The following is a 25108-nucleotide window of genomic DNA, read 5'->3' as shown; positions in this document are numbered from 1 at the left end:
CGGGCCTGGCTCAAGCCAAGCCACGAAGGTGAGCGGATTCGGCCTGCCGTTCCCGGTAGTACCAGCGGATGGATTTGCCGATTGCACAGCGCACGGCATCGAGCTCTCCGCGTTTCGCCAGTTTCTTGAGCTGATTGACGTCAAAGCCACTGACGGACAAGTAACTTGCAGAAAGGAAACCTCCTCGTTTCAACATCTTGCGATAGCTCGCACTGTCACGACGGTCCATTTCAATGTTCTTGATTGCCATATTCAATCCCCCCACAATGTTGGTCTTATTTACAAAGACACCTTCGGGCAAGTACATTATACCACAAAATTGTAAGCCGGGCTACACTTCCAAGATACCTTTCCATTTATTTTTGCATAAAAATACGCTATAATGAGGATGTTATCTCTGTGTATTGGTATGCTACCTTTTTGCCTTTTAGGAGGGTTACTATGCTTACTGCCTTGACGAAGGAATATCCTCTGCCGAGTGAGCTGCAGGAGCGCATCGATCTAGTGCTTGAATCCCACGACTGCGACCCGACGCAGATTGTCGGCATCCTGCTCGAGGTGCAGGCACTAAACGAGCGCCACTATGTGCCAGAGCCGACGGCTTACTACATCGCGGACCGCCTCAAGATGCGCGTGACGAATATCTTTGACTGCCTGAAGTTCTACAGCGAGCTCTCGCCGGTGCCGCGCGCGAAGTATCCGATCCAGGTCTGCTGTTCGCCGGCCTGCCGCGTCAACCGCGTCGATTCGCACCGCCTGATCTCGACGCTCGAGCAGCTGCTCGACATCAAACTCGGCGAGACGACGTACGACGGCCGTTTCACGCTCGAGCAGGTCACCTGCATCGGCGCCTGCGACCGCGCACCGGCCGTGCGCATCAACGGGCACGTCTACGACCATCTCGACACGCAGGAAAAGATTGAAGCGCTGTTGCGCTCTTTGCCCTGAGCTGGAGGAGGTTAACACATGCAAGTACATTTTCTGACCAAGAACTTCGGCAAGTACGACACTTCGTCGATCGGTTCCTACATGAATGTCGGCGGCTTCGAGGCGCTGCGCAAGGCGGTGACGATGGACCCGGAGAAAATCACAGACCTCTTGACGAAGGTCAAGATCAAGGGGCGCGGCGGCGCGGAGTACCCGCTCGGCCGCAAGTGGTCGCAGGCACGCGCCGTCCGCGGCGAACGCAAGGTCGTCATCTGCAATGCCGACGAGGGCGAAACGACGACCTTCAAGGACCGCGAGCTCATCTGCCACGACCCGTTCAATCTCATCGAGGCCATGATCATCGCAGCCTACGTCGTAGGCGCCTCGGACGGCTTCATCTACATGCGCGCGGAGTACGCCTGCTACCGCCCGCTGCTCCTGAACGCAATTCGCCAGGCGAAGAACTACGGCTTCCTCGGCACGAACATCCTCGGCCGCGGCTTTGACTTCGACATCCACCTCTACTCGGGTGCCGGCGCCTACGTCTGCGGCGAGGGCACCGCCCTGATCCGCTCGATTGAGGGCAAGGCGGGACGGCCGCGCATGAAGCCGCCGTTCATCAAGGTCAGCGGCGTCTTCGCCCGCCCGACCTGCCTCAACAATGTCGAGACGCTGTCGCTCGTGCCGCACCTCTTGCTCGACGATGCAGGCGTCTACGCCTCCTGCGGCAGCGGCGAGTCGATTGGCACGAAGCTCATCAGCGTGGCGGGCAATGTCAACCGCCCGGGCGTCTTTGAGATCCCGTTCGGCACGACGGTGCGCGAAATCCTCTACGACCTCGCCGGCGGCATCCAGCACGATCGCAAGATCCAGCTGATCCAGTTTGGCGGCGCCTCGGGCAAGATTGCGGACGCTTCCATCCTCGACACGCCGTACACCTACGAGGATCTGCGCGCAGCCGGCGTCATGGTCGGCTCGGGTGGCATGCTCGTCATCGACGAGCGCACGAGCGTGCTCGACTTCCTGCGCATGAATCAGGAATTCTTCTGGGAGGAGAGCTGCGGCCAGTGCACGCCGTGCCGTGAGGGCAATCTCCACATCAAGATCATCCTCGACAAGATGGCCGCGGGGACGGCCACGCGCGAGGACATCGCCATCATGATCAAGATTGCCCGCGTCATGAGCATGTCCTCGCTCTGCGGCCTCGGCGAGACGGCACAGAACACGCTGATGTCGGCCATGAAGGTTTTCCCGGATCTCTTTGATATTGGAGGAGCGCGCGCATGAGTACGGAGACTGCAAAAATGACGAATCAAGAACAAGAGATGGTCCACCTGACCATCAACAACATCCCGCTGGCCGTGCCGAAGGGCACGAAGATCATGCAGGCGGCGCAGGAGCTCGGCATCGATATCCCGCATCTCTGCTACCACGAGGACCAGCGCATCAAGGCGCGCTGCCGCCTCTGCTCCGTCGAGGTAGTCGGCAAGCGCCGCTTGCTCGCAGCCTGTTCGACAGAGGTCTGGGAGGGCATGGAAGTCCACACGGACACGCAGATTGTACGCGACACGCAGGTCGCCATCCTGCAGCTCATGCTCGCCAACCACCACAAGGACTGCCTCTCCTGCCCGCGCAACCAGAACTGCGATCTGCAGCGCCTCTGCAGCCGCTTCAATATCCAGCATTCCTCGCTGCCGTCGGTCTGCAAGGAGGAGCCGCGCATCGTGACGAATCCGGCCATCGTGCGTGACCCATCGAAGTGCATCCGCTGCGGCCGCTGCATCCGCGCCTGCAAGGATGTGCAGGGCATCGCGGCACTGACGTATGCGGGGCGCAGCAGCGACATCATCGTCACGACGGCCTACAACAAGCCGATGGAGACGACGGACTGCATCCTCTGCGGCCAGTGCAGCCTCGTCTGCCCGACGGGCGCGCTCGTCGAGAAAGACGATACGGAAAAGGTGCTCGACGCGCTGCAGAATCCGAAGAAGCATGTCATCGTGCAGGTCGCGCCGTCGGTGCGCGTCTCCCTCGGCGATGCCTTCGGCATGGAGCCCGGTGCCATCGTGACAGGCCAGATGGTCACGGCGCTGCACCTCCTCGGTTTTGACAAGGTCTTCGACACGAACTTCGGCGCCGACCTCACGATCATGGAGGAAGGCACGGAGTTCCTTGACCGCCTGCAGCACGGCGGCGTCCTGCCGATGATGACCTCGTGCTGCCCGGGCTGGGTCAGCTACGTCGAGAAGCACTACAGTGATTGCCTGCCTCATCTCTCCTCGACGAAATCGCCGATGAGCATCTTCGGTGCCGTCGCCAAGACGTACTACCCCAAAGCTGCCGGCATCGACCCCAAGGACATCGTGACGGTGTCCGTCATGCCGTGCACGGCGAAGAAGTTCGAGGCGGCGCGCCCGGAGATGGGCCGCGAGGGCCGACAGGATGTCGACATCGTGCTGACAACGCGCGAGCTCATCAAGCTCATCAAATACGTCGGCCTCTCCTTCGGCCAGTTGCCTGAGACGGACTTCGACAGCCCGCTCGGCACGGCCTCGGGCGCCGGCGCGATTTTCGGCACGACGGGCGGCGTCATGGAGGCCGCCCTGCGCACGGTCTGCGACAAGCTGACGGGCAAGACGCTCGAGCATCTCGACTTCCAGGAGGCGCGCGGCTTCCAGGGCATCAAGGAGTGCACGCTCGAGATTGGCGGCCATACGCTGCACATCGCGATCGCGCACACGCTCAAGAACGCGGAGGTTCTCATGGAGCAGGTCCGCAAGGGCATCTCGCCCTATGACTTCATCGAGGTCATGGCCTGCCCCGGCGGCTGCATCGGCGGCGGCGGCCAGCCCGTCGGCACGACGAACGCCGTCAAGAAGAAGCGCATGCAGGCACTCTACGAGATTGACCGGAATCTGCCTGTCCGCAAGTCGCACGAGAATCCCGTGCTGCAGGTACTCTACCGCGACTTCCTCGGCGAACCGGGCCAGGGCAAGGCACACGAACTCCTGCACACGAGCTATAATGCCGTGCCAAAAGAGTACCGATTCTGATGCGCTTCCATCCGCTTGACAGACAGGGGCCGCAGTGGTATGGTAGAGACAATATGAAACCGTTGAAGCGAGGATAACGTCAGATGAGCGCCTGCAGAGAGTCCGGGGAGCTGCGATCCGGATGGCATGCAGTCTGGCAAATGGGTCGCTGAGGGCGCACTGAACCTCTCGGGAATAGTCCGGGAGCAGTAGGCTGCGACGTCAGGCACGCGTCAGTTGCCGGGAGCATGCCTGTGCTCCGCTAAGTGCATGGCTCGTCCATGAAACAGGGTGGCACCGCGAGAATTTCGTCCCTGGCAGTATAAGAGATACTGTCAGGGATTTTTGTTTTCCTGACAGCTGAGCCGATGAACAGAAAGGAAGCTTCATCATGGAAAACGAAACAAAAAAAATCATCCTCTCCGGCATCCAGCCGACGGGCGTCTTCACGCTCGGCAACTATCTCGGCGCAGTCCGCAGCTGGAAGCAGATGCAGGAGGACTACAACTGCTACTACTTCATCGCCGACCTGCATTCCATGACCATCCACATTGACCCGCAGAAGCGCCGCCAGCAGACGCGCGAGGCCTTCGCCCTGCTGCTCGCCTGCGGCATCGACACCGAGAAGAGCCTTGTCTTTGTACAGAGCCACAACAAGTGCCACGCCGAGATGGGCTGGATCATGGACTGCTGCTCGCAGTTCGGCGAGCTCTCGCGCATGACGCAGTTCAAGGACAAGTCGGCCAAGCATCCGGACAACATCAATGCCGGCCTCTTCACCTACCCGGCCCTGATGGCAGGCGACATCCTGCTCTATCAGGCGGATTACGTGCCGGTCGGCGCTGACCAGACGCAGCACCTCGAGTTCACGCGCGATGTCGCCACGCGCTTCAACCACACGTACGGCGAGGTCTTCAAGCTGCCGGAGGGTTACTTCCCGAAGGCCGGCGCGCGCGTCATGAGCCTGCAGGATCCGACAAGCAAGATGAGCAAGTCGGACACGAACCCGAAGGCCACGATCTCGATCCTCGATGATGAGAAGACTATCCTCAAGAAATTTAAGAGCGCCGTCACGGACAGCGAGGCCTGCGTGCGCTTTGACCCGGATAAAAAGCCGGGCGTCAGCAACCTCATGACGATCTACTCGGCCATCACGGGCAAGACCATGGAGGAAATCGAATCCGAATTTGTCGGCAAAGGCTACGGTGATTTCAAGGCTGCCGTCGGGCAGGCCGTCGCCGATGAGCTGCGCCCAATCCGCGAGAACTTCGCGCGTCTCATGGAGGACCGCGCTTATCTCGAAGAGGAGATGCGCAAGGGTGCCGAGCACGCGACGTACATCGCCAACAAGACGCTGACAAAGGTCAAGAAACGCGTCGGCCTGTTGCTCGCAAAATAATCGCAATATCACACAAAAGGCATGCCCCGGAATCAGGGGCATGCCTTTTTGTGTGTGATGTTGTCTTATAGGTATAAGTATAGGTGCGGGATCAGCCGATCTTGAGTTTCTCCTGCGCCGAGACATGGCGGTCGAAGCCGATGTCCTTCTTGCTCATGCCGAGTGCCAGTCCGATGAGCTGCTGCAGGTGAAGGATTGGGATCTCGACGGACGACTGGACAGCCTGGCGGCCTTCCGGCTCGTACATGTCGAGCTGCATCTGGCAGAGCGGGCACGGTGTGACGATGAGGTCGGCATGGGCGCGGCCGGCGCTGTCGACGATCTGGCCCGTGACCGTCAGCACATCGTGCTCGGCGGCGAGCTGGGCGTGGAATCCGCAGCACTTGCGGTGCGCGTCGAACCAGACCGGCGTGCCGCCGAAGCGGCGGACAAGGCGCTCCAGCGACTCTGGGTACTTGCCGTCCTCATGGCTCATGATGTCCTGCGGGCGCAGGATATGGCAGCCGTAGTAGGCAGCGATCTTCGTGCCCTGCAGTGCGTCCGTGACCTTGCCCTCGAAGAGCTCCGGATGGTCATCGAGGACCCAGAGGAAGTGCGTGATTTCGCTCGTGCCCTTGTACTCGTACGGATGGCCGGCCTCCTTGAGGATAGCGTTGACCTTGTCCTTGAGCGCCGCATCGTGGTCGAGGCGGTACTTGGCCGTGCGCAGCTGCAGCGTGCAAGTGTTGCAGACCGTCAGGATGGGCAGGCCCATGTTCTCGGCAATCGAGATATTGCGCGCATTGACGGCGAGCGCCGCGAGGTCATTGACGCCCTGCGCGTGCGAGGCGCCGCAGCACGTCCAGTTCGGGATCTCCTCCAGCTCGATGCCGAGCGCTTCGCATACCTTCTGCATGGAGGTATAGGCTTCGGCTGCAGCCCCCTTGAGGACACAGCCCGGGAAAAATGCAAATTTCATCGCTTACTCCTCCTCTTTCTCTGCCGCCTTGACGATGGCTGCGATGGTCTTGACCTCCGGATTGACCGGATGCGACTCCAGCGGGTTCATCTTGCCGACATGCATGAGGCGCAGGGCCATCGGGGCGCGCAGGCCAGCCATGAAGAAGCCCTCCGACTTGATGTTGAGCTTCGACTCGTCGAGCGTGCCCGACTCCTGGATGTCGTCGTAGATTGCCTTGGCATGGCGCGCACCGACATTGTCGTCGAGGTGGTACTTGAACGTCGCAGCCTTGAGCTTCTCGATGGCACCAGCCGGGTCGAGATGCTTCGGGCACTTCGCCGTGCATTCCTGGCAGTTGAAGCAGCGCCAGAGACCGGCGTCGAGGACGGCCTTGAGGTGTTCCTTCGGGTCCTTGTCACGCGAGTCAGCCGTGATGCGCTCCGCTTTGACGAAGGCGAACGGGTCGAGGAAGTCCTTCTGGTTCAGCGTGTTCTTGTTGCACTCCGAGACGCACGAGCCGCAGAGGATGCAGCCGGCGTACTTCTTGTATTTGTCGAAGTCGGCCGGCGACTGGCGGCAGCCGTCTTCGGCGCTGAACTCGTCCTTCGGATGGACAACGGGCTTGACTTTCTTGATGCGCGCGTACTTCGGGTCCCAGTCGACGATGAGGTCGCGGATGACGCGGAAGTTGCCGAGCGGCTCTACTGTCAGCGTCTCGGTCTGGTAGCGCGCGATGAGGTCAGCGACGAGCTTCTCGCAAGAGAGCTCGGCATTGCCGTTGACGCGCACGGCGCAGGCGCCGCAGATACTCGAGCGGCAGGAGCATGTGAAGGAAAGGGTCGGGTCCTGATGCTCCTTGATGCTGATCAAGGCCTCGAGGACCGTCATGCCCTTCGTGACCTCGACCGTGTAGTCCTGCACCCACTTGCGCCCTTCTACAAAGCGATGGATTCTGAGTGTAGCCATGATCAATACTTCCTTTCCTTCGGCTCATATTTCGTGACGACGACATCCTTGTATTCAAAGCGGTACTTGCCGTCCTCCTTGAATACGAGCGTGTGCTTAAGGAAGTTCTTGTCGTCGCGCTTCGGGAAGTCGCGGCGCGTATGCGCTCCGCGGCTCTCCTTGCGGGCAATGGCGCCCTGGACGATGGCCTGCGAGATCTGCAGGAGGTTGCCGAGCTCGATGTACTGCTCATAGGCCGTATTGTAGATGTGCGACGGGTCGCCGACGTAGCAGTTCTTGTACTGGTCTTCGAGGACGGAGAGCTCTTTGGCGGCTGCCTCGAGGTCCGGGCCGTTGCGGAAAACGCCGGCCTTGAACCACATCGTCTTGACCATGTCGTCGCGGATTTCCGGCACCGTGCGATTGCCGTCATGCGGGCGCGAGGTGACCTCTTCGAAGGAGTCGAGCCACTTCTTGCTGTCCTTCGTCAGCTGGTCCTGGCTGCCTTCGTACTTGTGTTCCTTAGCGTAGGCTGCGGCGCCGTCGCCGGCCGTGTGGCCGAAAACGAGGACCTCCGAGAGGGAATTGGCGCCGAGGCGGTTGGCACCGTGGACCGAGACGCAGCTGCACTCGCCGGCCGTGTAGATGCCCGGCACGCGCGTCTCGCCCGTGTGGAAGTCGGCCATCTCGAGGCCGCCCATTGAGTAGTGGCAGGTCGGGCTGATGAGGACCGGCTCCTTCGTGATGTCAACGCCGGCAAAGCGCTTCGCGAGGTCTGCGACCTGGCCGAGGCGCTGGTGGATGCGCTCGGGTGGGATCTTCGTGAAGTCGAGATAGACGCCGGCCGTAATGCCCTCGCCGATGCCGCGGCCCTGCTCGATCTCCGTCGCGATGCCGCGGGCGACGATGTCGCGCGTCGCAAGTTCCATCTTCTCTGGCGCATACTTCTTCATGAAGCGCTCGCCGTCCTTGTTGACGAGCAGCGCGCCCTCAGCACGGCTCGACTCAGAGAGCAGGACGCCGTTGACAGAAAGGCCCGTCGGGTGGAACTGCACCATCTCAGGGTCCTTGAACGGGATGCCGACGTTCATGCCGGCGACGATGCCGTCGCCCGTCGAGCTGTACGGGTTCGACGTGCGGACCCAGTAGGCGCGGCCGTAGCCGCCCGTCGCGATGACGATGGTCTTGGCGGGGATGCCGATGATGTTGCCGCTGCGCATGTCCATGGCGACGACGCCAGCGAGCTTGTCCCTCTTCTCGCCCGCCATCGAGATCTCGAGCATCTGGCACTCGGAGATGAAGTCGATGTCGTGCGCAAGGCACTGCTCAAAGAGCGTGTGGACCATCGCGTGGCCGGCGCGGTCCTCGAAGTAAGCGGCGCGTGCATGGGCGTGGCCGCCCATCTTGCGCTGATGGAAATGGCCGTCATCCTGGCGGTTGTAGGGATAGCCCATGTAGTCCATCTCGTAGATGTTCTTGCCGGCGCGCTCGACGAAGTACTCGACGGCATCCTGGTCGCAGAGGTAGTCGCCGCCCTTTATGGTATCGAAGGCATGCGACTCGAAGCTGTCGTTCGGGTCCGTGACGCCCGTGACGCCGTTCATGCCACCCTGTGCCATCGTCGAGGCCGAACGCGTCGGCACGAGCTTCGTCAGCACGGCAACCTTGAGGTCCTTGTTCTCCGCTGCAGCGAGCGCGGCGCGCATGCCGGCACCACCGCTGCCGATGATCAGAACATCGTATGTGACATCCCCCTTTTGGACTTTTTCCGGTATGTTCCGGCCATTCCAGGTGAAGTACGATCCCGCTGCCAGGACGACACCGGCTGCCGCTGCGCCCTTGATGAAGGTGCGGCGCGAAATTTCCCTTGACATTGCTGTCCCCTCCCGATTGTTGACGAGTAGTGAATAGGAAGCAGGATTCCTGTTTGCTCCAGTTCCCGATAGATGATTCCATGTATGTATTGGATGTTCCTATTCTACCATTAAATACAGCTATCAAGAAAATACATTCTGCTTATAGTGTCTATTCGAGAAACCTATAGGCTGCTGTCAGTCGGCGCGCAGGAAGTCGATAAAGCGCTGTGCGGCAAGGGAGAGCTGGCGCTGCTTGCTACAGACGGCGAGCAGCTGGCGGTCCTCCACCTCTTCCTCGAGCTCAAAGAAGAAGGCCTGCTCCTTCCAACGCCAGCTCTGCACGAGCATGTCAGTCACGAGTGTCGCGCCGAGCCCCGCCGCGCAGAGCTCTGACGCCTCGATGATGCTGTTCGCCTCAAAGATCACCTGCGGCTTTGCGCCCGAAGACTCACAGAGCTTCTCGTAGACCTCCGCCATCTGACGCGTCGGCTGCAGGCGGATGAAGGGCTCGCCCGACATAGCGGCAAACGAGATGCGCGGGAAGCCCGGAGCCTTGTCCTCCGCATGGGCTCTCGCGAGCGGATGCGCCTTCGGCACGGCCAGCATCGTGTGCTCGCGGCAGAGCGCGACAGAAGTGAAATCCGGGCGCAGGGAGTTGCCGTAGAGCAGGGCGAAGTCGACGGTGCCAGAAGCGACGTACTCCTCGAGCGTACGCACGGGCGCTTCCTTGATGGCCAGCTGGATGCCCGGGTACTGGCGGTGGAAGGCGACGAGCGGGTCGATGAGGAAGCAGGCCGTCCGCGTGCGCGAGCTGCCGATAGTCAGGCTGCCTGTGCGCAGTTCCGAGAGATCCGCGACCTCCTGCACGAGCGACTGCTGGATGCGCAGGATCTCCTTCGCCTGGCGCACGTATATCGTGCCGGCCGGCGTCAGCGCGAGCGGTGTCTGGCTGCGGTCAAAGAGGCGCACGCCGAGCTCCGTCTCGACTTTCTTGATGCACTGCGAGAGCGACGGCTGTGAGATGTATAGATGCTTAGCAGCAGCCGAGAAGGTCCCGTCCTTGGCGACCTGCAGGACGCTGCGCCATTCGTGTTCATCAATCATGATATCATCCTTCCCTATCGACCCAATCAATTCAATAAATAGAGAACATCGTGCGGATGGAGGCCGTGTCACTCGTCTTCAGCAGAGCGAGCTGCAGCAGGACGCGCGCCTTCGCGGGATTCAACGTGTCGCTCGCGATGAAGCCATTTGCCTCGTACGATGCCTCGGCCCTCGTCACGCGGCCGGCCGCGCTGCGCGTGCTGCGCACGACGGCAATGCCCTCTGCAACAGCCTCGGCAAGTGCCGCCTCCGCGCGCTCGGGGATGCTGCCGTTGCCCATGCCCGCGTAGACGATGCCCTGACAGCCTGCCTTTTGGGCCGCCACAACGAGGAAGCCGTCGTCGTCAGCATGCGCGTAGAGGATGGCGACGCGCGGCAACGCAGCGATGCCCTCGACGGAAAACGCGCTATGGACCGTATGGCGGCGCAGCGGACTCCGGTAAAAGACAGGCTCGCCGTCCTGCACGCTGCCAAGCAATCCCATCTCCGGCGAGCGGAATGTATCCAGTGATGTCGTATGCATCTTGACGGCATCGCGAGCACTCTCAATGGTGCCATTAAGCACGATCAGGACGCCCTTGCCCGCCGCTTCATCGTCGGCGGCGACGCGCACGGCCTGCAAGAGGTTCATCGGGCCATCGGCACTCATGGCCGTCGCGGGACGCATGGCCCCCGTCAGCACGATTGGCTTCTCGCTGTGGACCGTCAGATGCAGGAAATACGCCGTCTCCTCCATCGTATCCGTGCCGTGCGTGATGACGATGCCATCGACATCCTCACGCGAGAGCAGCGCATTGCAACGCGCGGCGAGGCGCAGCCAGATCACTTCCCGCATGTCCTTGCTGTCAATGGCGGCAATCTGCTCGCCTTCCACCTCTGCATAGCGGCGGATCTCCGGCACAGCCGCCAAGAGATCTGCAACGCCGATGGCACCGGCCTCATACCCTGTCGTCGCCTCTTCTGACGCTGCTCTGCCGGCAATCGTCCCGCCCGTCGCAAGGATGTAGATGTGTTTCTTGATCATGGTCTCCTGTCCTTTCTCTCTGACGCTTTCTTTATTCTGTCTTAATTATAGCGTACCTGTTACAAAAGAAAAGCTCCCACGTGCGCGCAGCACCATGGGAGCTTTTCCTGACTTCGGTGAATTTATGGGATTATTTACGTTGACTGTGGGGAACAGCAGGTCATTCCTGCGTTGCCGGCTCTTTCTCTTGCTCTTTCGTCATGCGGCTGGCGAGGTAGTTCGCGGCAAGCGAACCAGAGATGTTGTGCCAGACACTGAAGATTGCACCCGGGATTGCTGCTGCTGCGCCGAAGTGCATCATGGCGAGGGAAGTAGCGAGGCCGGAGTTCTGCATGCCGACTTCGATGGAGATGGCCTTGGCCTTGGCCATGTTCATGTGCAGGGCCTTAGCGATGCCGAAGCCGAGTGCATAGCCGAGCAGGTTGTGGAGCATGACGACGAGCATGATGAGAGCGCCCGTCTCCATGATGCGCTGCGAGCTGACCGCGACGACGCCGCCGACGATCAGGACAATAGCGACAACGGAGATCAGCGGCAGGAGCTTGACGTACTTCTGGATGAAGTTGCCGAACAGCGAGTTGACGATGATGCCGCCGACAATCGGTACGATGACGACCTTGACGATCGACATCATCATGGCCGAGAGGGAAATCTCAACCCAGGCACCGGCGAGCCACCAGGTTAAAAGCGGCGTGACGACCGGGGCGAGGATTGTCGTCGTCATCGTCATCGAGACGGACAGCGCGACGTCGCCGCGTGCCAGATACGTCATGACATTCGAAGACGTGCCGCCTGGGCAGGTACCGACGAGGATGACGCCAGCGGCGAGCTCCGGCGGAAGGTTAAAGCCCTTGGCGAGCAGCCAGGCAAGGCCCGGCATGATCGTGAACTGTGCCAGAGCACCGACGAATACGTCGCGCGGACGCTGGAATACCAGGCGGAAGTCGCGCAGGCGCAGCGTCGTGCCCATGCCGAACATGACGATGCCCAAGAGCATCGCGATATTCGGCGCGGCCCACTTGAACGTCCACGGCTGGAACAGGGCAATGACAGCGACAATGATGACGAAAGCCGCCATGTACTTCGATATGAAATCACTGAGTTTACCTAAGAACTTCATAAGTTCGTCCTCCTTTGAGTATTTTGTATACCGTATGATTCCTTGGTAGATTGTTTACAATCATACAACCAGTCTTGTCTATTGTCAATGGTTTTTATAAAAAATATCAGTCGTTTGTCCTTTGCAAATGGATTCCTATCGTTTGTTATCTTTTGAGGGATGACGTATAATAGAAGCAGATTAATCGGGAGGAAGGAATCATGGAAGATATACAGACCTGCAATACACCCTTCGATGAGACAGGCGACCTCTGCCTGACGACATTCGGCCATTCTGTGACACATCCCGGCCATACGTACGGCCCGGCCGTGCGTTCCTATTACCTGATCCACTTCATCCTTGCGGGGAAGGGGACGTTCTGTGTCAACCAGCACATGTATCACCTGTGCGCCGGACAGGGCTTCCTCATTGAGCCGGATTATCAGACCATCTACAAGAGCGACCAAACGGAGCCGTGGACGTACAGCTGGGTCGCGTTCAGCGGCAGGCGCGCTGCTGAGATGGTCGCATCACTCGGCCTGAGCCAGGATGAGCCCATCTTCTCCTGCACCAAAGAGCAGGGATGGAAGCTCGCCGCCTATGTCCAGGATATGCTGCAGCACAACAGCTTTACGCAATCCGGCCGCTACTACCGCCTGGGGCTGCTGCTGCAGTTCCTGTCCATCCTCTCAGAGGCGCAGCGCGAGCTGCTCCCGCAGACAGACGGCAATGCCTACATTGCACACATGACGAAATTCATCCGCCTACACATCGAAGAGCCCTTCACCATCCAGGACCTCGCCGATTACATGAACCTTAACCGCAGTTACATGACGACACTCTTCAAGAAACATCTCGGGGTCTCCCCGCACGTCTACATCGAGAACTGCCGCATCACCAAGGCAAAGCATCTGCTCGAGACCACCACGTTTTCCATCGAATCCATCGCCTGCTCGTGCGGCTATGCCAAAAGCGACTCCTTCACGCGCGCCTTCTTGCGCAGGGTCGGCATGAGGCCAAAGGAATACCGGCAGCGCCAGCGCCGCTATCTTCCCAAAACGTAAAAGATTCCCCGACAGGATTGTCGGGGAATCTTTTCTCTGTTCATTCTCTCTCTTTTATCAATGAAGGAATCACTTCGCCTCGACGACAAACAAGCGCGACCAGAAGTCCGTGCAGTGCCTGCCCTCCTCACGGCTCTGCTCGCCAGCAGAAAAGTCCGTCGTATCGAGTCCGGCGCGCATGAGCTCGGCACCCGTAAACTGGCCCATCTCCTCGCGGTCGTCAATGCGGACCGTGTAGTCAGCCGCTTCATCGAGGCCGGCGAGCTTCATCCAGGTGTACGGCGTGCACGGGTGGGCGAGCATCTTGTAGTAGCCGACAATTGCCTGACGGCGGTCATCCGAGACAACCATCCAGGCTACGGCATTGCCCGTGAACGGGTCTTTGAGGCGGTAGAACGTGCCCTGCTGGATCAGCTTGCGGTACTTCTTCATGAAGCGGATCTGCTCGCGGACCTCATCGAGCTCCTTTGCTGAGAGCTTGCCGAGGTCGAGCTCATAGCCGAACGTGCCGAAGTAGGCCACGTCGCCGCGCAATTTGAGGCTCGTATTGCGGAAGATCTGGTGGTTCGGCGCAATCGAGACGTGCGAGCCCATGAAGGACACCGGGTAGGCGTAACTCGTGCCGTACTGGATGCGCAGGCGCTCGCCGCCGTCGGAGTCATCGCTCGTCCAGCACTGCGGCGCGTAGTAGAACATGCCCGGGTCAAAGCGGCCGCCGCCCGAGGCGCAGGACTCGAACAAGATGTTCGGGAATTCGCTCGTCAGCCGCTCGTAGAGGCTGTAGACGCCGAGGATGTAACGGTGGAAAATCTCGCCCTGATGCTCAGGCCCCCAGCCCGAAGAGCCGCACTCCGTGATACTGCGGTTCATGTCCCACTTGATGTAGTCGACCTTAGCCGTGCTCAGGACCTTGTAGATGGAGTCGTGAATGTAGTCGACGACTTCCGGACGCGAGAAGTCGAGCACGTACTGCTTGCGGCCATGCGAAGCGTGGCGGCCTTCCGTGTGCAGGATCCAGTCGGGATGCGCGCGGTAGAGCTCGCTGTCCTTGTTGACCATTTCGAGCTCGACCCAGAGGCCGAACTTCATGCCAAGGCCATTGATGCGCTCCGCGAGGCCCGTGATGCCGTTCGGCAGGCGGTCTGTGTTCGGCCACCAGTCGCCGAGGCCGCTCGTCTCGCCGCAGCGCGTGGAGAACCAGCCGTCATCGAGGACGAAGAGTTCCACGCCGACATCGTGCGCCGTCTTGGCGATGCGCACGAGCTTCTCCTCATCGAAATCGAAGTACGTGGCCTCCCAGTTGTTGATGAGGATGGGGCGCACCTTGTCGCGCCAGACACCGCGCGCCAGACGCGTGCGGTAGAGCTTGTGGTAGTTCTGGCTCATGCCGTTGAGGCCATGATCCGACCAGACCATGACAGCCTCCGGCGTCTGGAATGAATCCTCAGGCGCGAGCTGCCAGCAGAATTCCTGCGGATGGATGCCCATCGTCACGCGCGTGACATCGAACGTATCGACCTCTGCCTGCGCGAGGAAGTTGCCGCTGTAGACGAGCGAGAAGCCGATGGCCTCGCCCTGCTGCTCATCCGCCTGCGGGCGCTTGAGGATGAAGAACGGGTTGTGGACATGGCCCGACTGGCCGCGCAGGCTGCCGATGGACTGGATGCCAGGGCGCAGATGCGTCGCGTTCTTCTGGCGCTCACGGCCCCACCAGCCGGAGAACTGGACGAAGTCGTAGTCCGCATCGGGAAGGTCAATGGCAAGGCTCATCGCGCGCGTGAGCGCCACGGTCTCATTGCCCCTGTTGACGAAACGGACATTGCGGGCAATCGCGTCGAAATCGCGGAAGATCGTGTACGAGAGCACGAGCTCGACGCCCGTCTTCTCATCGCGCAGCGTCACCAGCAGCGTATCTGCCTCCGCATCTTCCTCCACATACGTGGCCGGCAGGCCCTGCAGCTTCGGCTTACCTGCGACAATCTCGTGCGAGACGTAGCAAAAATCCGTGATGTGGCTGCCGTCCGGCTGTGCAATCTCCACCGCTCCCTCGCGGAAATCCGTCGTACCGTACGACGGGTACTCCTGGCGCAGGTGCTCGCGCGAGAATCCGTACTCGTTGTCAAAGACATAGGCACTGGTCGGGCGGTAGTAATCCGTGTGGACAAAATACCCGTAGTCGCGGTTTTCCGGCAGTCGTGCGCCAAAGTAGAGCTGGCCGAGATGGCCGTCGCGCAGGACCTTCATGATATAGCTGATCCGATCGTTATAGAGGTGGAATTGCTGATTCGTTGCGTCAAAAGAGATTCCCATCAAAAAACCCTCCCATAATTGTTTCTTAGCGTTTCTATCTGTTACGCTTCAATTATAGGAGGGTTGTTCGTTTTGTACCATCCGCAGCTGTTAGGATTTAGCGGATTTTTGTTGTCACTTGCCCGTCAAACGGTCAAAATGCTCGAGCAGCCAGACAATCAGATCATCTTCGGCGCGACAGCCGGTGAAGTCGGCAAGTGCCTTGAGCTCATCGTGCGCGTTGCCCGAGGCGATGCCGATGTCCGCGGCCTCCAGGAGTTCCCTGTCATTGAGGTAATCGCCGAGCGCGATGATCTTTGTCTGCGAAAATTCGGGCATCTGGCGGATTGCCTCGAGCATCGAGCCTTTGGAGACGCCCTTGGCGACAAATTCGTGGTAATTGGCCTCTGAGTAGAAGTGATGCGAGCAGGCGGCCGTGCCAAAGGCTTCTGCCTCCCGCTCGAGTTCGCGAAGGTCCGCCGGGTCGGCGCAGACAAAGAACTTGAGCCACGGCGTCTTCCTGACGTCGGCCACCTCCGCGAGGTCGCTGTGGCAGTAGCGGTAATGCTCGTGCGGCAGGCGCGGGTCATCATTTGCAGGATTACTGATGATGTGGCAGTCCTCTTGCGTGTAAACCTCGATGCAGGCCTTCGGGAAACGCTCGAGGCAAAGCGCGGCAAAGCGCGGCCAGAGGTCAGGTGCCCCCTGTGCTGTCAAAGGCTTCGTCACAAGGACGTGCTCGTGCGGCCAGTCATAGAGCATCGAGCCGTTGAAGAAAATGCTCGGTGCCGTGATGGCCACGCCGCCTAGATAGCCCGCCGCCGCTTCCGGCGTGCGGCCCGTCGCGATGCCGAAGTGGCCGCCGCCCGCGCGGAACGATTCAATCGCTCGCTTGTTCGCCTCCGACACGACACCGCCGTGCGGGATGATTGTGCCGTCGAGGTCGCTGATGATCATGTAGGATCCGTATGGTTTCGTGGATTTCATGTATCTCTCTCTTTCTGCTCTGATTCATTCAAAGGCCCTGCATAAACTGGGAGGGCGTCATCTCGAGGTACTTGCGGAAGACCTGCGCAAAATTCTTGTAGTCGCCAAAGCCCACCTGCTCGGCCACCTCGTAGACGCGCAGCCGCCCCTCGCGCAACAGGGAGAGGCTCTGCTGCAGGCGGTAGCGCGTGACGAGCGAGTTGAAGGTGTGACCGGTCTGATCTTTGAGCTTGCGCGAGAGGTAGCTCGCGGATATGCCGAGAGCATCCGCAGTCTGCTCGACGCTCAGCCGCTCCCTGTAGTGCGCGGCGATGAGCCCGAGGACATCGCGTACATAGGGATTGAGATTGTCCTGCTGCAAGAGGTCCAACCAGTCCACCAGTTCCGGCAGACAGCGCTCTGCCTGTCTTCCTTTCTCTCCCCCTGCCCGCACCAGCTTCTGCAGGACGGCGCGCAATGCCTCTTCTTCCACGGGCTTCAGCAAGTAGTCGACCGCCCCGAGGCGCAGGGCCTCCTGTGCGTAGGTGAAATCTGCATAGCTCGTCAAAAAGACAATGGCAATATGGCTGCCCGACTGCCGCAATGCCTCGGCCATCGCGAGCCCGGAAAGGCGCGGCATGCGGATATCCGTCAGGACGACATCCGGCTGCTGTTCCCGGACGACCTGCAGTCCTTCCTCTCCGTCGGCAGCCTCGCCGACGATGCAAGCGCCCATGCTCTGCCAGTCCACTGTGCAGACGAGTCCCTTCCTGATGATGTCCTCATCCTCTACGATCACGACTCGAAGCATCGTATCCCTCCTTCTCCCACGGCAGTGTCAGGCAGACGAGCGTGCCGCCCTCTGCCGGACACTCTATTGTCAGTCCGTAGCCATCGCCGTACATGAGCTGCAGGCGACGGTGGATGTTGTAGATGCCCGTGTGCACCGATGAATCTGCTCCTTCTGCGAGCATCTGGCGGAGTTCCCGCAGCCGTTCCGGCGGAAGGCCTTGGCCCCAGTCCTTCACTCGCAGGACGAGCAGCCCGCTCTGGCGTTCCGCCTGTACCTGCACACGGATAATCCCATCGGCAGAGGCACCGTACCGGATGGCGTTCTCGATGACCGGCTGGCCGATAAGGCGCGGCACACGGCAGTCGAGCACCTCCTCGGGAATCTCTTCCTCATAGATGAGACGCTTCCCGAAGCGGTACTTCTGGATCTCGATATAGCTGTGCGTATAGGCGAGGTCCTCGGCGAGGTCGACAAGGCGGTCCCGCCCCTTGATACTGTAGCGCAGGAGCTTCGAGAGATCCATGAGCATGCGCTGCGCCGCCTCCGGGTCAAGACGCACCATGAACTTGATGTTCTCAAGCGTGTTGAACAGGAAATGCGGGTTGAACTGGCTCTCGAGCCGGCGAACCTCCGACATGGCCATGGCGCGCCCTTCCTCCTGCGCGATGGCCTGCACGCGGGCCCTGCTCTCGCGCTGGATGCTGATGAGCAGGATGGGGATGAAGATGGCGAGCACGCCCAACAGGACGAGGAGGCCGAGGGCATAGCGATGCAGCAGGTCCGTCACCGGCATGACCGTGTAGAGGCGAAAATCACCTTTCACAAGCACCTGCGACGTCACGTAATAATAGTCCTGATGGACGCGCACGAGCCGCTGCACGCTGCCGTGCAGTTCAGGGAAGAGCTTGTGCAGACCGCTGGCATAATCGCTGCCGGTCTGCAGGCAGACGTTGCCGAAGGAATCTTCCAGCACGAAGTCAAGCTGCGGCGAGCTGATGTTGCGGCGCAGGTATTCAGCCGGAGTCACGAAGAGGATGTATCCCTCGACGCTGCCCGCCTCCGATACGATGGCCTGCCCGATGACGAGGTCCTGCAAGCCGTCAGGGCGCAGGACAAATTCGACACCAGCATCATGAGGAGTCCGCGACAATCGCCGCAGGATGCCCCACGACTGGCCGAGCGGCAGGAGATATGGCGGCAGGCCGCCGACATTGCTTAGGACGACCTGGTCGCCATCGAGCAGGAAGAAGGACGTCCCGTCATGCGTGATATTGACCTCGTGATAGAGATAGGCGTAGAGCGCTGCGCGGCCCGCTCCCACCGCCCGCAGGTCGGCGGGATGGAGTCCCAGCCCTGCCACGTATGAGGCGCGCGCCTCATAGTCCCGGATCTCACTGTCGAGGACCTCCGCCGCCACCTCGCGCCGCTCCTCGCTGAGACCGGCCACGTAATACTGCCAGCTCGCGCCGATCAGCACGAGCCCGACCACGCCGAGGAACAGCACGGGCAGCAGGGCGTACTTCGTCAGCGACCGCCTGACCTCATCCTGTATCGCCTTCATTCGCTCACCCCGCAATCCCCTTTCTCATAATAGTATACCAGAAAAACAGCCAAAAAGAATCCTCCGGCCGAAGCCGGAGGACTCCCTTCCTTCTCGATACAGATAGTATCACTGCACGCTCGTGAAGATATCCTTGAACTTGTCGAGCCATGCCTTCTTGTTCTGGTTGACGACCTGCTCATCGTCATTGATGATATGGATCTCGGACTTCTCCTCGAGGCCTGCCGGCGCCGGCACATCATCGCGGACGCTGCGGCGATGGAGTTTCTGGGTGATCAGGGTCTGTGCTTCCTTGCTCGTGACGAAGTCGATGAACTTCTTGGCGTTCTCCATGTGTTTCGCATTCTTGATGATGTAGATGCCATCCGGTTTCGAGATGACGCCTTCCTTCATGTAGATGAGCTTGACAGGAGCGCCATCGGCGACGTACTTCGCGCCGCCCTCTTCAAAGGTGCAGCCCACGACGTACTCGCCATCGGCAACGCCCTTATAGACGGCCGAAGAACCGGAGAGCAGCTTGCCGTCCAGGTTCTTGCAGAACTTCGTGACGTAGTCCCAGCCATTGTCCGGGTTTCCGTTGCCCATCGCGTAGAGCATGTTGATGAGGTGCTCATAGGCCGACGAGGATTTCGACGGGTCTGCCATGGCAATCTTGCCCTTGAGCGCCGGATTCAGCAGGTCTTCATAGCCCTCGACCTTGATGTCGCCGATGAGGTCCGTGTTGACCATGATGACGCTCGGGATATCCGTGAAGCGCGTCATCGAGCCCTCAGTGTTCTTGAAGGCTTCCTGGATATGGTCTTCATTCGCAGACTTATAGGGCTCGAAGAGGTTGGCCTTCGGCTTCATCGTCGAGAGTGAGCCTCCCCAGAAGATATCGCCGAGCGGATTGGCCTTCTCCGACTCGACGCGCTTCAGGAGCTCGCCCGTGCCAGCTGCGACGACCTCTACCTTGATGCCGCTCTCTTTCTCGAATTCCTCGACGAGCGGGTTGATGAACGAGAGCGGATGCGGACAGTAGACGACGAGCTTGTTCTCGTCGCTGCCCGAGCCGGCAGAGCCGCTCGTCCCGGCCTGCTTGCTGTCGCCGCCACAGCCGGCGACGCTGACTGTCAGCATGGCTGCACCTAATAGAGTCGCGATGACCTTCTTGAGTTTCATGAGATTACCCTCCCTTTCATGAAGAAAATACATGTATCAAAGCGTGACATCCCTGCGGCCAGAAACCTTGAAGAAGAGGACCATGGCCGTGATGGTCGTGACCGTCAGGATGGTCGACAGTGCCGCTGCCGTGCCATAGCTTGCGCGGATGACTTCCGTGTAGATGGCGACCGACATCGTCTTCGTCGCGCCCGTGAACAGGATGATGGAGCTCGAGAGCTCGTTGATGGCCGTGATCCACGAGATGATAGCACCGCTCATGACGCCCGGCAGCATCATGACAGCCGTGATCTTGAAGAACGTCTTGAGTGGCGATGCGCCGAGGCTGATGGAAGCCTCTTCCATGCTAGGGCTCAGCTGGTAGAGGATGGCCGAGCTCGAGCGCAGCGTGTACGGCAGTCGCCGGATGATCAGCGAGATGATGATGATCGCTGCCGTGCCCGAGAGCAGGAGCGGCTCATCGTTAAAGGCCAGCAGCAGCGTGATGCCGAGGACAGAGCCCGGGATGATGTACGGGAACATCGAGAGTGTGTCGATGATCTCGGTGAGCCAGCTCTTCTTGCGCGTCGTCAGGTAGGCGATCGTCATACCGAGGAAGACGATGGCAATCATCGCCGTCGTGCTGAAGAGGTACGTATTCGAGATAGCCGTGCCGAGGCTGTCGAAGATGGTCCGGTAGCTGTCGAGCGAGTAGCCGTCGACGAAGATCGAGCCGCTCGTCTTGAGGAACGAGGTGTAGATGACGACGAGCTGCGGGATCATCGAGAGCGCGACGAGCGTGTAGATGAAGAGGTGCACGATGACTTTGCGCAGGCCGTGGAGCTCGCCGACCGGCAGCGGCCGCAGGGAGCTCATCGTGAAGGACTTGCGGTTGACGACGTATTTCTGCAGCATGAAGATCGTCGAGGTGATCAGGACCATCAATGCGGCCATTGCCGCTGCGAAATTCGCCTGATCGCCGACCTCATTGATGAACTCCGAGTAAATCATGACCGGCATGACGTTGTAGCCCTCGCCGATAAGCATCGGCGTGCCGAAGTCGGCCATCGCGTTCATGAAGACCATCAACGCACCGGCAAGGATGGTCGGCGTGATCAGCGGGACGATGATCGTCACGACCTTGCGGATGCCGCTGCAGCCGAGGCTCTCCGCCGCCTCGATGAGCGCCGAATCGATGTTCTTCATCGCGCCGGCCACGTAGAGGTAGATGAAGGGGTAGAGCTTCAAGGTCAGCACGAGCAAGATGCCGGCAAAACCGTAGATTGACGGGAAGTCGATGCCGTACTGCGCGAGGAAGCGCGTGACGTAGCCATTGCGGCCGCCGATGAGGATCCAGGAGTACGCGCCGATGAATGGCGGCGACAACAGTGAGATGACAATGCAGATCTCCACGGCGCTCTTGAACTTGATCTTGTAGAGCGTCATGAAGTAGGCGACGATTGTGCCGATGATGACGGCAAGGATCGTCACGCATGTCGTGACGGAGAAGCTGTTGATCATCGACTGGTAGTAGTACTTGCGTTCAAAGAAGTGCACGAAGTTCTGCATGCTCCAGGCACCAGTACTGGCATCCTGGAAGGCGCTGACAAAGAGCGAGAACAGCGGGTAGATGAGGAAAAGCGCGAAGACCGCGATGGAGAGCAGCGTGACGCCTGCCCAGAAGTCCCAGTGGAATCTCTTATTCATTCTGCACCACACCTTCCATCAGGCTGTGACTGCCATCCGCCGAGAATACATTGACCTTCATCGGATTAGGACGCAGCGTCACCATGTCACCTACCTCGAGAATCTGCTCGGCATGGCCGAGGTCTTGGCTGAACTCGATGGACGGCTGGTCGGGGATCAGCATCTCCTCCGGGAATTCCAGCCCGTAATTGATGTACTTGCCGAGGAATACCTTGCTGTGGACGCGGCAGCGCACGCCCTGCCCCTCCGGCTGGATGGAGAACTCCTCCGGCCGGACGGAGATGATGACTTCCATGCCAGGGCTAGCCTCTGCGCCGAGCGTCGTGAGCGGCATCTCGTAGCCGTCAGCAAACACGGCCTTGAGCCCCTCTTTCGCCTCCTGCAGGCGGCCGCGAAAGAGGTTCGAGTGGCCGATGAAGGTCGAGACGAAGACATTGTAGGGGCGCGTGTAGACTGTGTGCGGCCTTGCCGTCTGCTGAATCTCGCCCTTCTTCATGACGGCGATGCGGTCCGAGATGGAGAGCGCTTCTTCCTGGTCGTGCGTGACGTAGACCGTCGTGATGCCGACCTGCTTCTGCACCTCGCGGATAGCCGAGCGCATCTCGACGCGCAGCTTGGCATCGAGGTTGGAGAGCGGCTCGTCCATGAGCAGCACGCTCGGGTGGATGACAATGGCGCGCGCCAGGGCGACGCGCTGCTGCTGGCCGCCCGACAGGCGCTCCGGCAGGCGGTCCTGGTACTCCGTGATCTGCACGACATCGAGGATCTTGTCTACCTTCTCCTTCATCTCGGCCTTCGGCGTCTTGCGGAGCTTGAGTCCGTACTCGACATTCTCGCGCACCGTCATGTGCGGGAAGATCGCATAGCTCTGGAAGACCATGCCGATATTGCGCTTGTGCGCCGGGATATCGTTGATGACCTGGTCATTGAAGCAAATCTTGCCGCCTTCAATGGTGTTGAAGCCCGCGATCATGCGCAGGAGCGTCGTCTTGCCACATCCCGACGGGCCGAGCAAGGTGAAGAATTCTCCATTCTTGATGTGCTCCGTCAGTCCCGGGATGATGGTCAGCTTGCCGTAGCGCTTGATGACCTGGTCGATGTTGATTGCCACACTCATAGGATAACCTTCCTTCCTCCACAGGATTCTACGATTTTACGATTCACGATGCGAAGTAAAATTCCGATATATCTGATTTATCTTCATTGTAAAAAAAATAGCAGGATGGAACAATCCCAAATCCTGCAATACTATCCGCAAAACTGAACAAAAAACGTTTACTATCCGCTATCCTGCCATCATATCCCCCAGGCGCTCACTTCATCTCAGCGCGGCGCGCAGCCGGGCGAGACGCGCCTGCCAGCCCAGCATCATGTGGCGCAAGGTCATCAGCGGGTGATGGAGCAGCATGCGCGGGCCGCCGTAGCGCATGACGGCCTGGATTTCCTGGCGCCGCGCCGGTGCGTAGCAGTGCACGGGACAGACGCTGCAGAAGCTCTTGACCGCCATACGCGGGCAGGCGGCGATGCGCGCTTCTGCGTAGCGGGCCAGGGATTCGCACTGCGGGCAGAGCCCTTCTCTCCTGCCATGATGAGCCCTGCAGTAGATCGCGATGATCTCCGCCACGGTCTCTTGCTCCTGCTGCCGCTTCTTCTCAACATCCATCTTCAATGTCCATCCCCCGCTTTGCCAGTCGTCGCCTATCGTACTATCATCATATTCTGATGCAATCGTAACAAAAAAAGAGGAGCTACGCGGTGACTTTTGTTACGCGCAGCTCCCTGTGGATAAGTCGCCGATTTCCGCACAACTTATCCACAGCTCACACAGCAATTATCCACGGAATTTGTGGATAACTGCGAACCTGTCAAGGTCAGCCGTCCACTTTTCCAAGAAAAGCCTCACTCGGCCGGTCTTCTCTGGAAAAACGAGAGCACGAGGCCGATGGCCGTGCCGCAAAGCGCCGGCACGACCCAGCCCATCGTCAGGCTGTAGAATGGCAGGTATGCCGTCAACAGCTGGTTGAGCAGATGGAAGTGGATACCCGCGGCGTTGAGACCGTCAATCAGGGCGAAGATCAGCGTGAGGTTCAGCGCCCAGCGGTAGACGCCCTTGCGCCAGCCGATCATGCGGTCGAACAGCGAGAGGATGACGAAGACGATGACGAGCGGGTAGATCGTCACGAGGAACGGCACAGCCAGCGCGATGATCTGCGTCAGGCCGACGTTCGAGACGGCGAAGCTGAAGAACGTGAATAAGAGCAGCAGGCGCTCGTACGAGATGCGCTTCTTGAAAAGCTGGTTGAAGAACCAAGCGCCGCCTGAGAGCATGCCGCAGCTCGTCGTCAGGCAGGCCAGGATGATGATGGCCGCCAAGAGGCCGTTGCCCGCCGTGCTGAAGAAGATGCTGACGGCGCTCGCCAGCAGTTGGCCGCCGTTTGGCGAGTGGCCGAGCACCATCGTGCTCGTCGCGCCGAGATACGCGAGCGAGCCGTAGACGCAGGCCATCAGCGAGACGGTGATGAGCCCTGCAATCAGGCAGATGCGCCCGATTGCCCGGTTATCCGTCACACCGCGCATGCGCACGGCATTGACGACGAGCGTGCCGATGGCCACTGAGGCCAAGAGGTCCATCGTCTGGTAGCCGTCCTGGAAGCCCTGCGTGAACGGCGCGTCGATGTAATTGCCCGTGGGCGGCAGGATCGTGCCGAGCGGCGAGAGGAACGCCTTTGCAAACAGCACGGCCAGCACGACGAGCAGGACAGGCGTCAGCATCTTGCCGACGCGGTCGATGAGCTTGTTGGGATTCAGCGAGAGGTAGTACGAAGCGCCGAAGAACAGAGCCGTGTAGACAGCCTGCCCAATCTTCAGCGAATCCTCCTGCAGGAATGGGCGAATGCCAATCTCAAAAGAGACGGCACCCGTGCGCGGCACGGCGAAGACCGGGCCGATGCAGAGATAGAGCACAACGAGCAGCGCCGTCGCGAACCACGGATACATCCTGGTGTTGATGAGTTCGAGGTAGCGGCCGCCCTGCAGCGCGATGGCGGTGATGCCCAGAAGCGGCAGGCCGACGCCCGTCGTCAGGAAGCCCAGCATCGCCAGTGGCGTGCTCGTGCCTGCCGCCTGCCCGAGTGCAGGCGGGAAGATCAGGTTGCCTGCACCGAAGAAGATGGAGAACATCATGAAGCCGATGGTGAGCAGTTCGCTCTTCTTGAATGAATTCATGGATTGATTCCTTTTCCTTTTTCTTGATTTCGCTTAG

21 protein-coding genes are annotated in these 25108 nt (G+C 60.0%); 5 read left to right on the top strand and 16 right to left on the bottom strand.

The window, feature by feature from the left end:
• Positions 1–10: 10 nt before the first annotated feature.
• The gene (locus B2X55_RS02280) at positions 11–250 is read right to left on the bottom strand and encodes a hypothetical protein (protein WP_005841398.1); all 240 of its coding nucleotides are present in this window, start codon (positions 248–250) and stop codon (positions 11–13) included.
• A 191-nt stretch (positions 251–441) separates the two neighbouring features.
• On the opposite strand from B2X55_RS02280, the gene B2X55_RS02275 reads away from it, so the two are divergent.
• The 4 genes from B2X55_RS02275 (at position 442) to trpS (ending at position 5358) form a co-directional block, all read left to right on the top strand.
• Positions 442–948 (top strand): NAD(P)H-dependent oxidoreductase subunit E, encoded by a 507-nt coding sequence (locus B2X55_RS02275; RefSeq protein ID WP_286820716.1) that lies wholly within the window; start codon positions 442–444, stop codon positions 946–948.
• 18 nt (positions 949–966) lie between these two features.
• On the top strand, positions 967–2214 hold the full coding sequence (locus B2X55_RS02270) for a complex I 51 kDa subunit family protein (protein ID WP_036374156.1): 1248 nt from the start codon (positions 967–969) through the stop codon (positions 2212–2214).
• Between the two features lie 17 nt (positions 2215–2231).
• Complete coding sequence (locus B2X55_RS02265; protein WP_286820715.1) at positions 2232–3980, top strand: NADH-dependent [FeFe] hydrogenase, group A6; 1749 nt, start codon at positions 2232–2234, stop codon at positions 3978–3980.
• A gap of 370 nt (positions 3981–4350) precedes the next feature.
• Positions 4351–5358: a tryptophan--tRNA ligase gene (gene trpS, locus B2X55_RS02260; RefSeq protein ID WP_286820713.1), complete on the top strand. Its 1008-nt coding sequence runs from the start codon at positions 4351–4353 to the stop codon at positions 5356–5358.
• A 91-nt stretch (positions 5359–5449) separates the two neighbouring features.
• Here trpS and B2X55_RS02255 read toward each other — a convergent pair whose 3' ends face one another.
• The 6 genes from B2X55_RS02255 to B2X55_RS02230 all read right to left on the bottom strand — a co-directional run bounded on the left by B2X55_RS02255 (position 5450) and on the right by B2X55_RS02230 (position 12347).
• Positions 5450–6316, bottom strand: a complete 867-nt coding sequence (locus tag B2X55_RS02255; RefSeq protein ID WP_286820711.1) for a CoB--CoM heterodisulfide reductase iron-sulfur subunit B family protein — start codon at positions 6314–6316, stop codon at positions 5450–5452.
• A 3-nt stretch (positions 6317–6319) separates the two neighbouring features.
• The gene (locus B2X55_RS02250) at positions 6320–7264 is read right to left on the bottom strand and encodes a succinate dehydrogenase/fumarate reductase iron-sulfur subunit (protein ID WP_303696180.1); all 945 of its coding nucleotides are present in this window, start codon (positions 7262–7264) and stop codon (positions 6320–6322) included.
• Positions 7265–7266: 2 nt separating this feature from the next.
• A complete protein-coding gene (locus B2X55_RS02245) occupies positions 7267–9117 on the bottom strand; it encodes an FAD-dependent oxidoreductase (RefSeq protein ID WP_286820709.1) in 1851 nt (616 codons plus the stop codon).
• Between the two features lie 177 nt (positions 9118–9294).
• Positions 9295–10203, bottom strand: coding sequence for a LysR family transcriptional regulator (locus tag B2X55_RS02240; RefSeq protein WP_286820708.1), 909 nt, complete (start codon positions 10201–10203; stop codon positions 9295–9297).
• Between the two features lie 31 nt (positions 10204–10234).
• A complete protein-coding gene (locus B2X55_RS02235; RefSeq protein WP_349678221.1) occupies positions 10235–11227 on the bottom strand; it encodes a type II asparaginase in 993 nt (330 codons plus the stop codon).
• A 160-nt stretch (positions 11228–11387) separates the two neighbouring features.
• Positions 11388–12347 (bottom strand): bile acid:sodium symporter family protein, encoded by a 960-nt coding sequence (locus B2X55_RS02230; protein WP_036374168.1) that lies wholly within the window; start codon positions 12345–12347, stop codon positions 11388–11390.
• A gap of 200 nt (positions 12348–12547) precedes the next feature.
• On the opposite strand from B2X55_RS02230, the gene B2X55_RS02225 reads away from it, so the two are divergent.
• Entirely contained in the window at positions 12548–13390 is an 843-nt protein-coding gene (locus tag B2X55_RS02225; protein WP_286820707.1) for an AraC family transcriptional regulator, read from the top strand.
• Between the two features lie 69 nt (positions 13391–13459).
• Here the strand turns inward: B2X55_RS02225 and B2X55_RS02220 are convergent, their stop codons facing one another.
• From B2X55_RS02220 to brnQ, 9 genes are all read right to left on the bottom strand, one after another.
• A complete protein-coding gene (locus B2X55_RS02220) occupies positions 13460–15700 on the bottom strand; it encodes an alpha-galactosidase (RefSeq protein ID WP_286820706.1) in 2241 nt (746 codons plus the stop codon).
• Between the two features lie 114 nt (positions 15701–15814).
• On the bottom strand, positions 15815–16666 hold the full coding sequence (locus tag B2X55_RS02215) for an HAD-IIB family hydrolase (RefSeq protein ID WP_286820704.1): 852 nt from the start codon (positions 16664–16666) through the stop codon (positions 15815–15817).
• A gap of 28 nt (positions 16667–16694) precedes the next feature.
• Positions 16695–17456 (bottom strand): response regulator transcription factor, encoded by a 762-nt coding sequence (locus B2X55_RS02210; protein ID WP_286820703.1) that lies wholly within the window; start codon positions 17454–17456, stop codon positions 16695–16697.
• Positions 17428–18999 (bottom strand): sensor histidine kinase, encoded by a 1572-nt coding sequence (locus B2X55_RS02205; RefSeq protein ID WP_286820702.1) that lies wholly within the window; start codon positions 18997–18999, stop codon positions 17428–17430. The genes B2X55_RS02210 and B2X55_RS02205 overlap by 29 nt, the downstream gene beginning before the upstream one ends.
• 108 nt (positions 19000–19107) lie before the next feature.
• Positions 19108–20160, bottom strand: a complete 1053-nt coding sequence (locus B2X55_RS02200) for an ABC transporter substrate-binding protein (RefSeq protein WP_286820701.1) — start codon at positions 20158–20160, stop codon at positions 19108–19110.
• Positions 20161–20196: 36 nt separating this feature from the next.
• Positions 20197–21846: an ABC transporter permease gene (locus B2X55_RS02195; protein ID WP_226867821.1), complete on the bottom strand. Its 1650-nt coding sequence runs from the start codon at positions 21844–21846 to the stop codon at positions 20197–20199.
• Positions 21839–22963, bottom strand: coding sequence for an ABC transporter ATP-binding protein (locus B2X55_RS02190; RefSeq protein WP_226867820.1), 1125 nt, complete (start codon positions 22961–22963; stop codon positions 21839–21841). Before B2X55_RS02190 ends, B2X55_RS02195 begins: the two co-directional genes overlap by 8 nt.
• Positions 22964–23164: 201 nt before the next feature.
• Positions 23165–23509, bottom strand: coding sequence for a nitrous oxide-stimulated promoter family protein (locus B2X55_RS02185; protein ID WP_286820698.1), 345 nt, complete (start codon positions 23507–23509; stop codon positions 23165–23167).
• Between the two features lie 236 nt (positions 23510–23745).
• Complete coding sequence (gene brnQ / locus B2X55_RS02180) at positions 23746–25071, bottom strand: branched-chain amino acid transport system II carrier protein (protein WP_286820696.1); 1326 nt, start codon at positions 25069–25071, stop codon at positions 23746–23748.
• Between the last annotated feature and the right edge of the window lie 37 nt (positions 25072–25108).

The organism is Mitsuokella sp. UBA4253 (assembly GCF_002395285.1).
Taxonomy (GTDB): Bacteria; Bacillota; Negativicutes; order Selenomonadales; family Selenomonadaceae; genus Mitsuokella; species Mitsuokella jalaludinii.
This window is presented reverse-complemented; position numbering and strand designations above follow the sequence as displayed.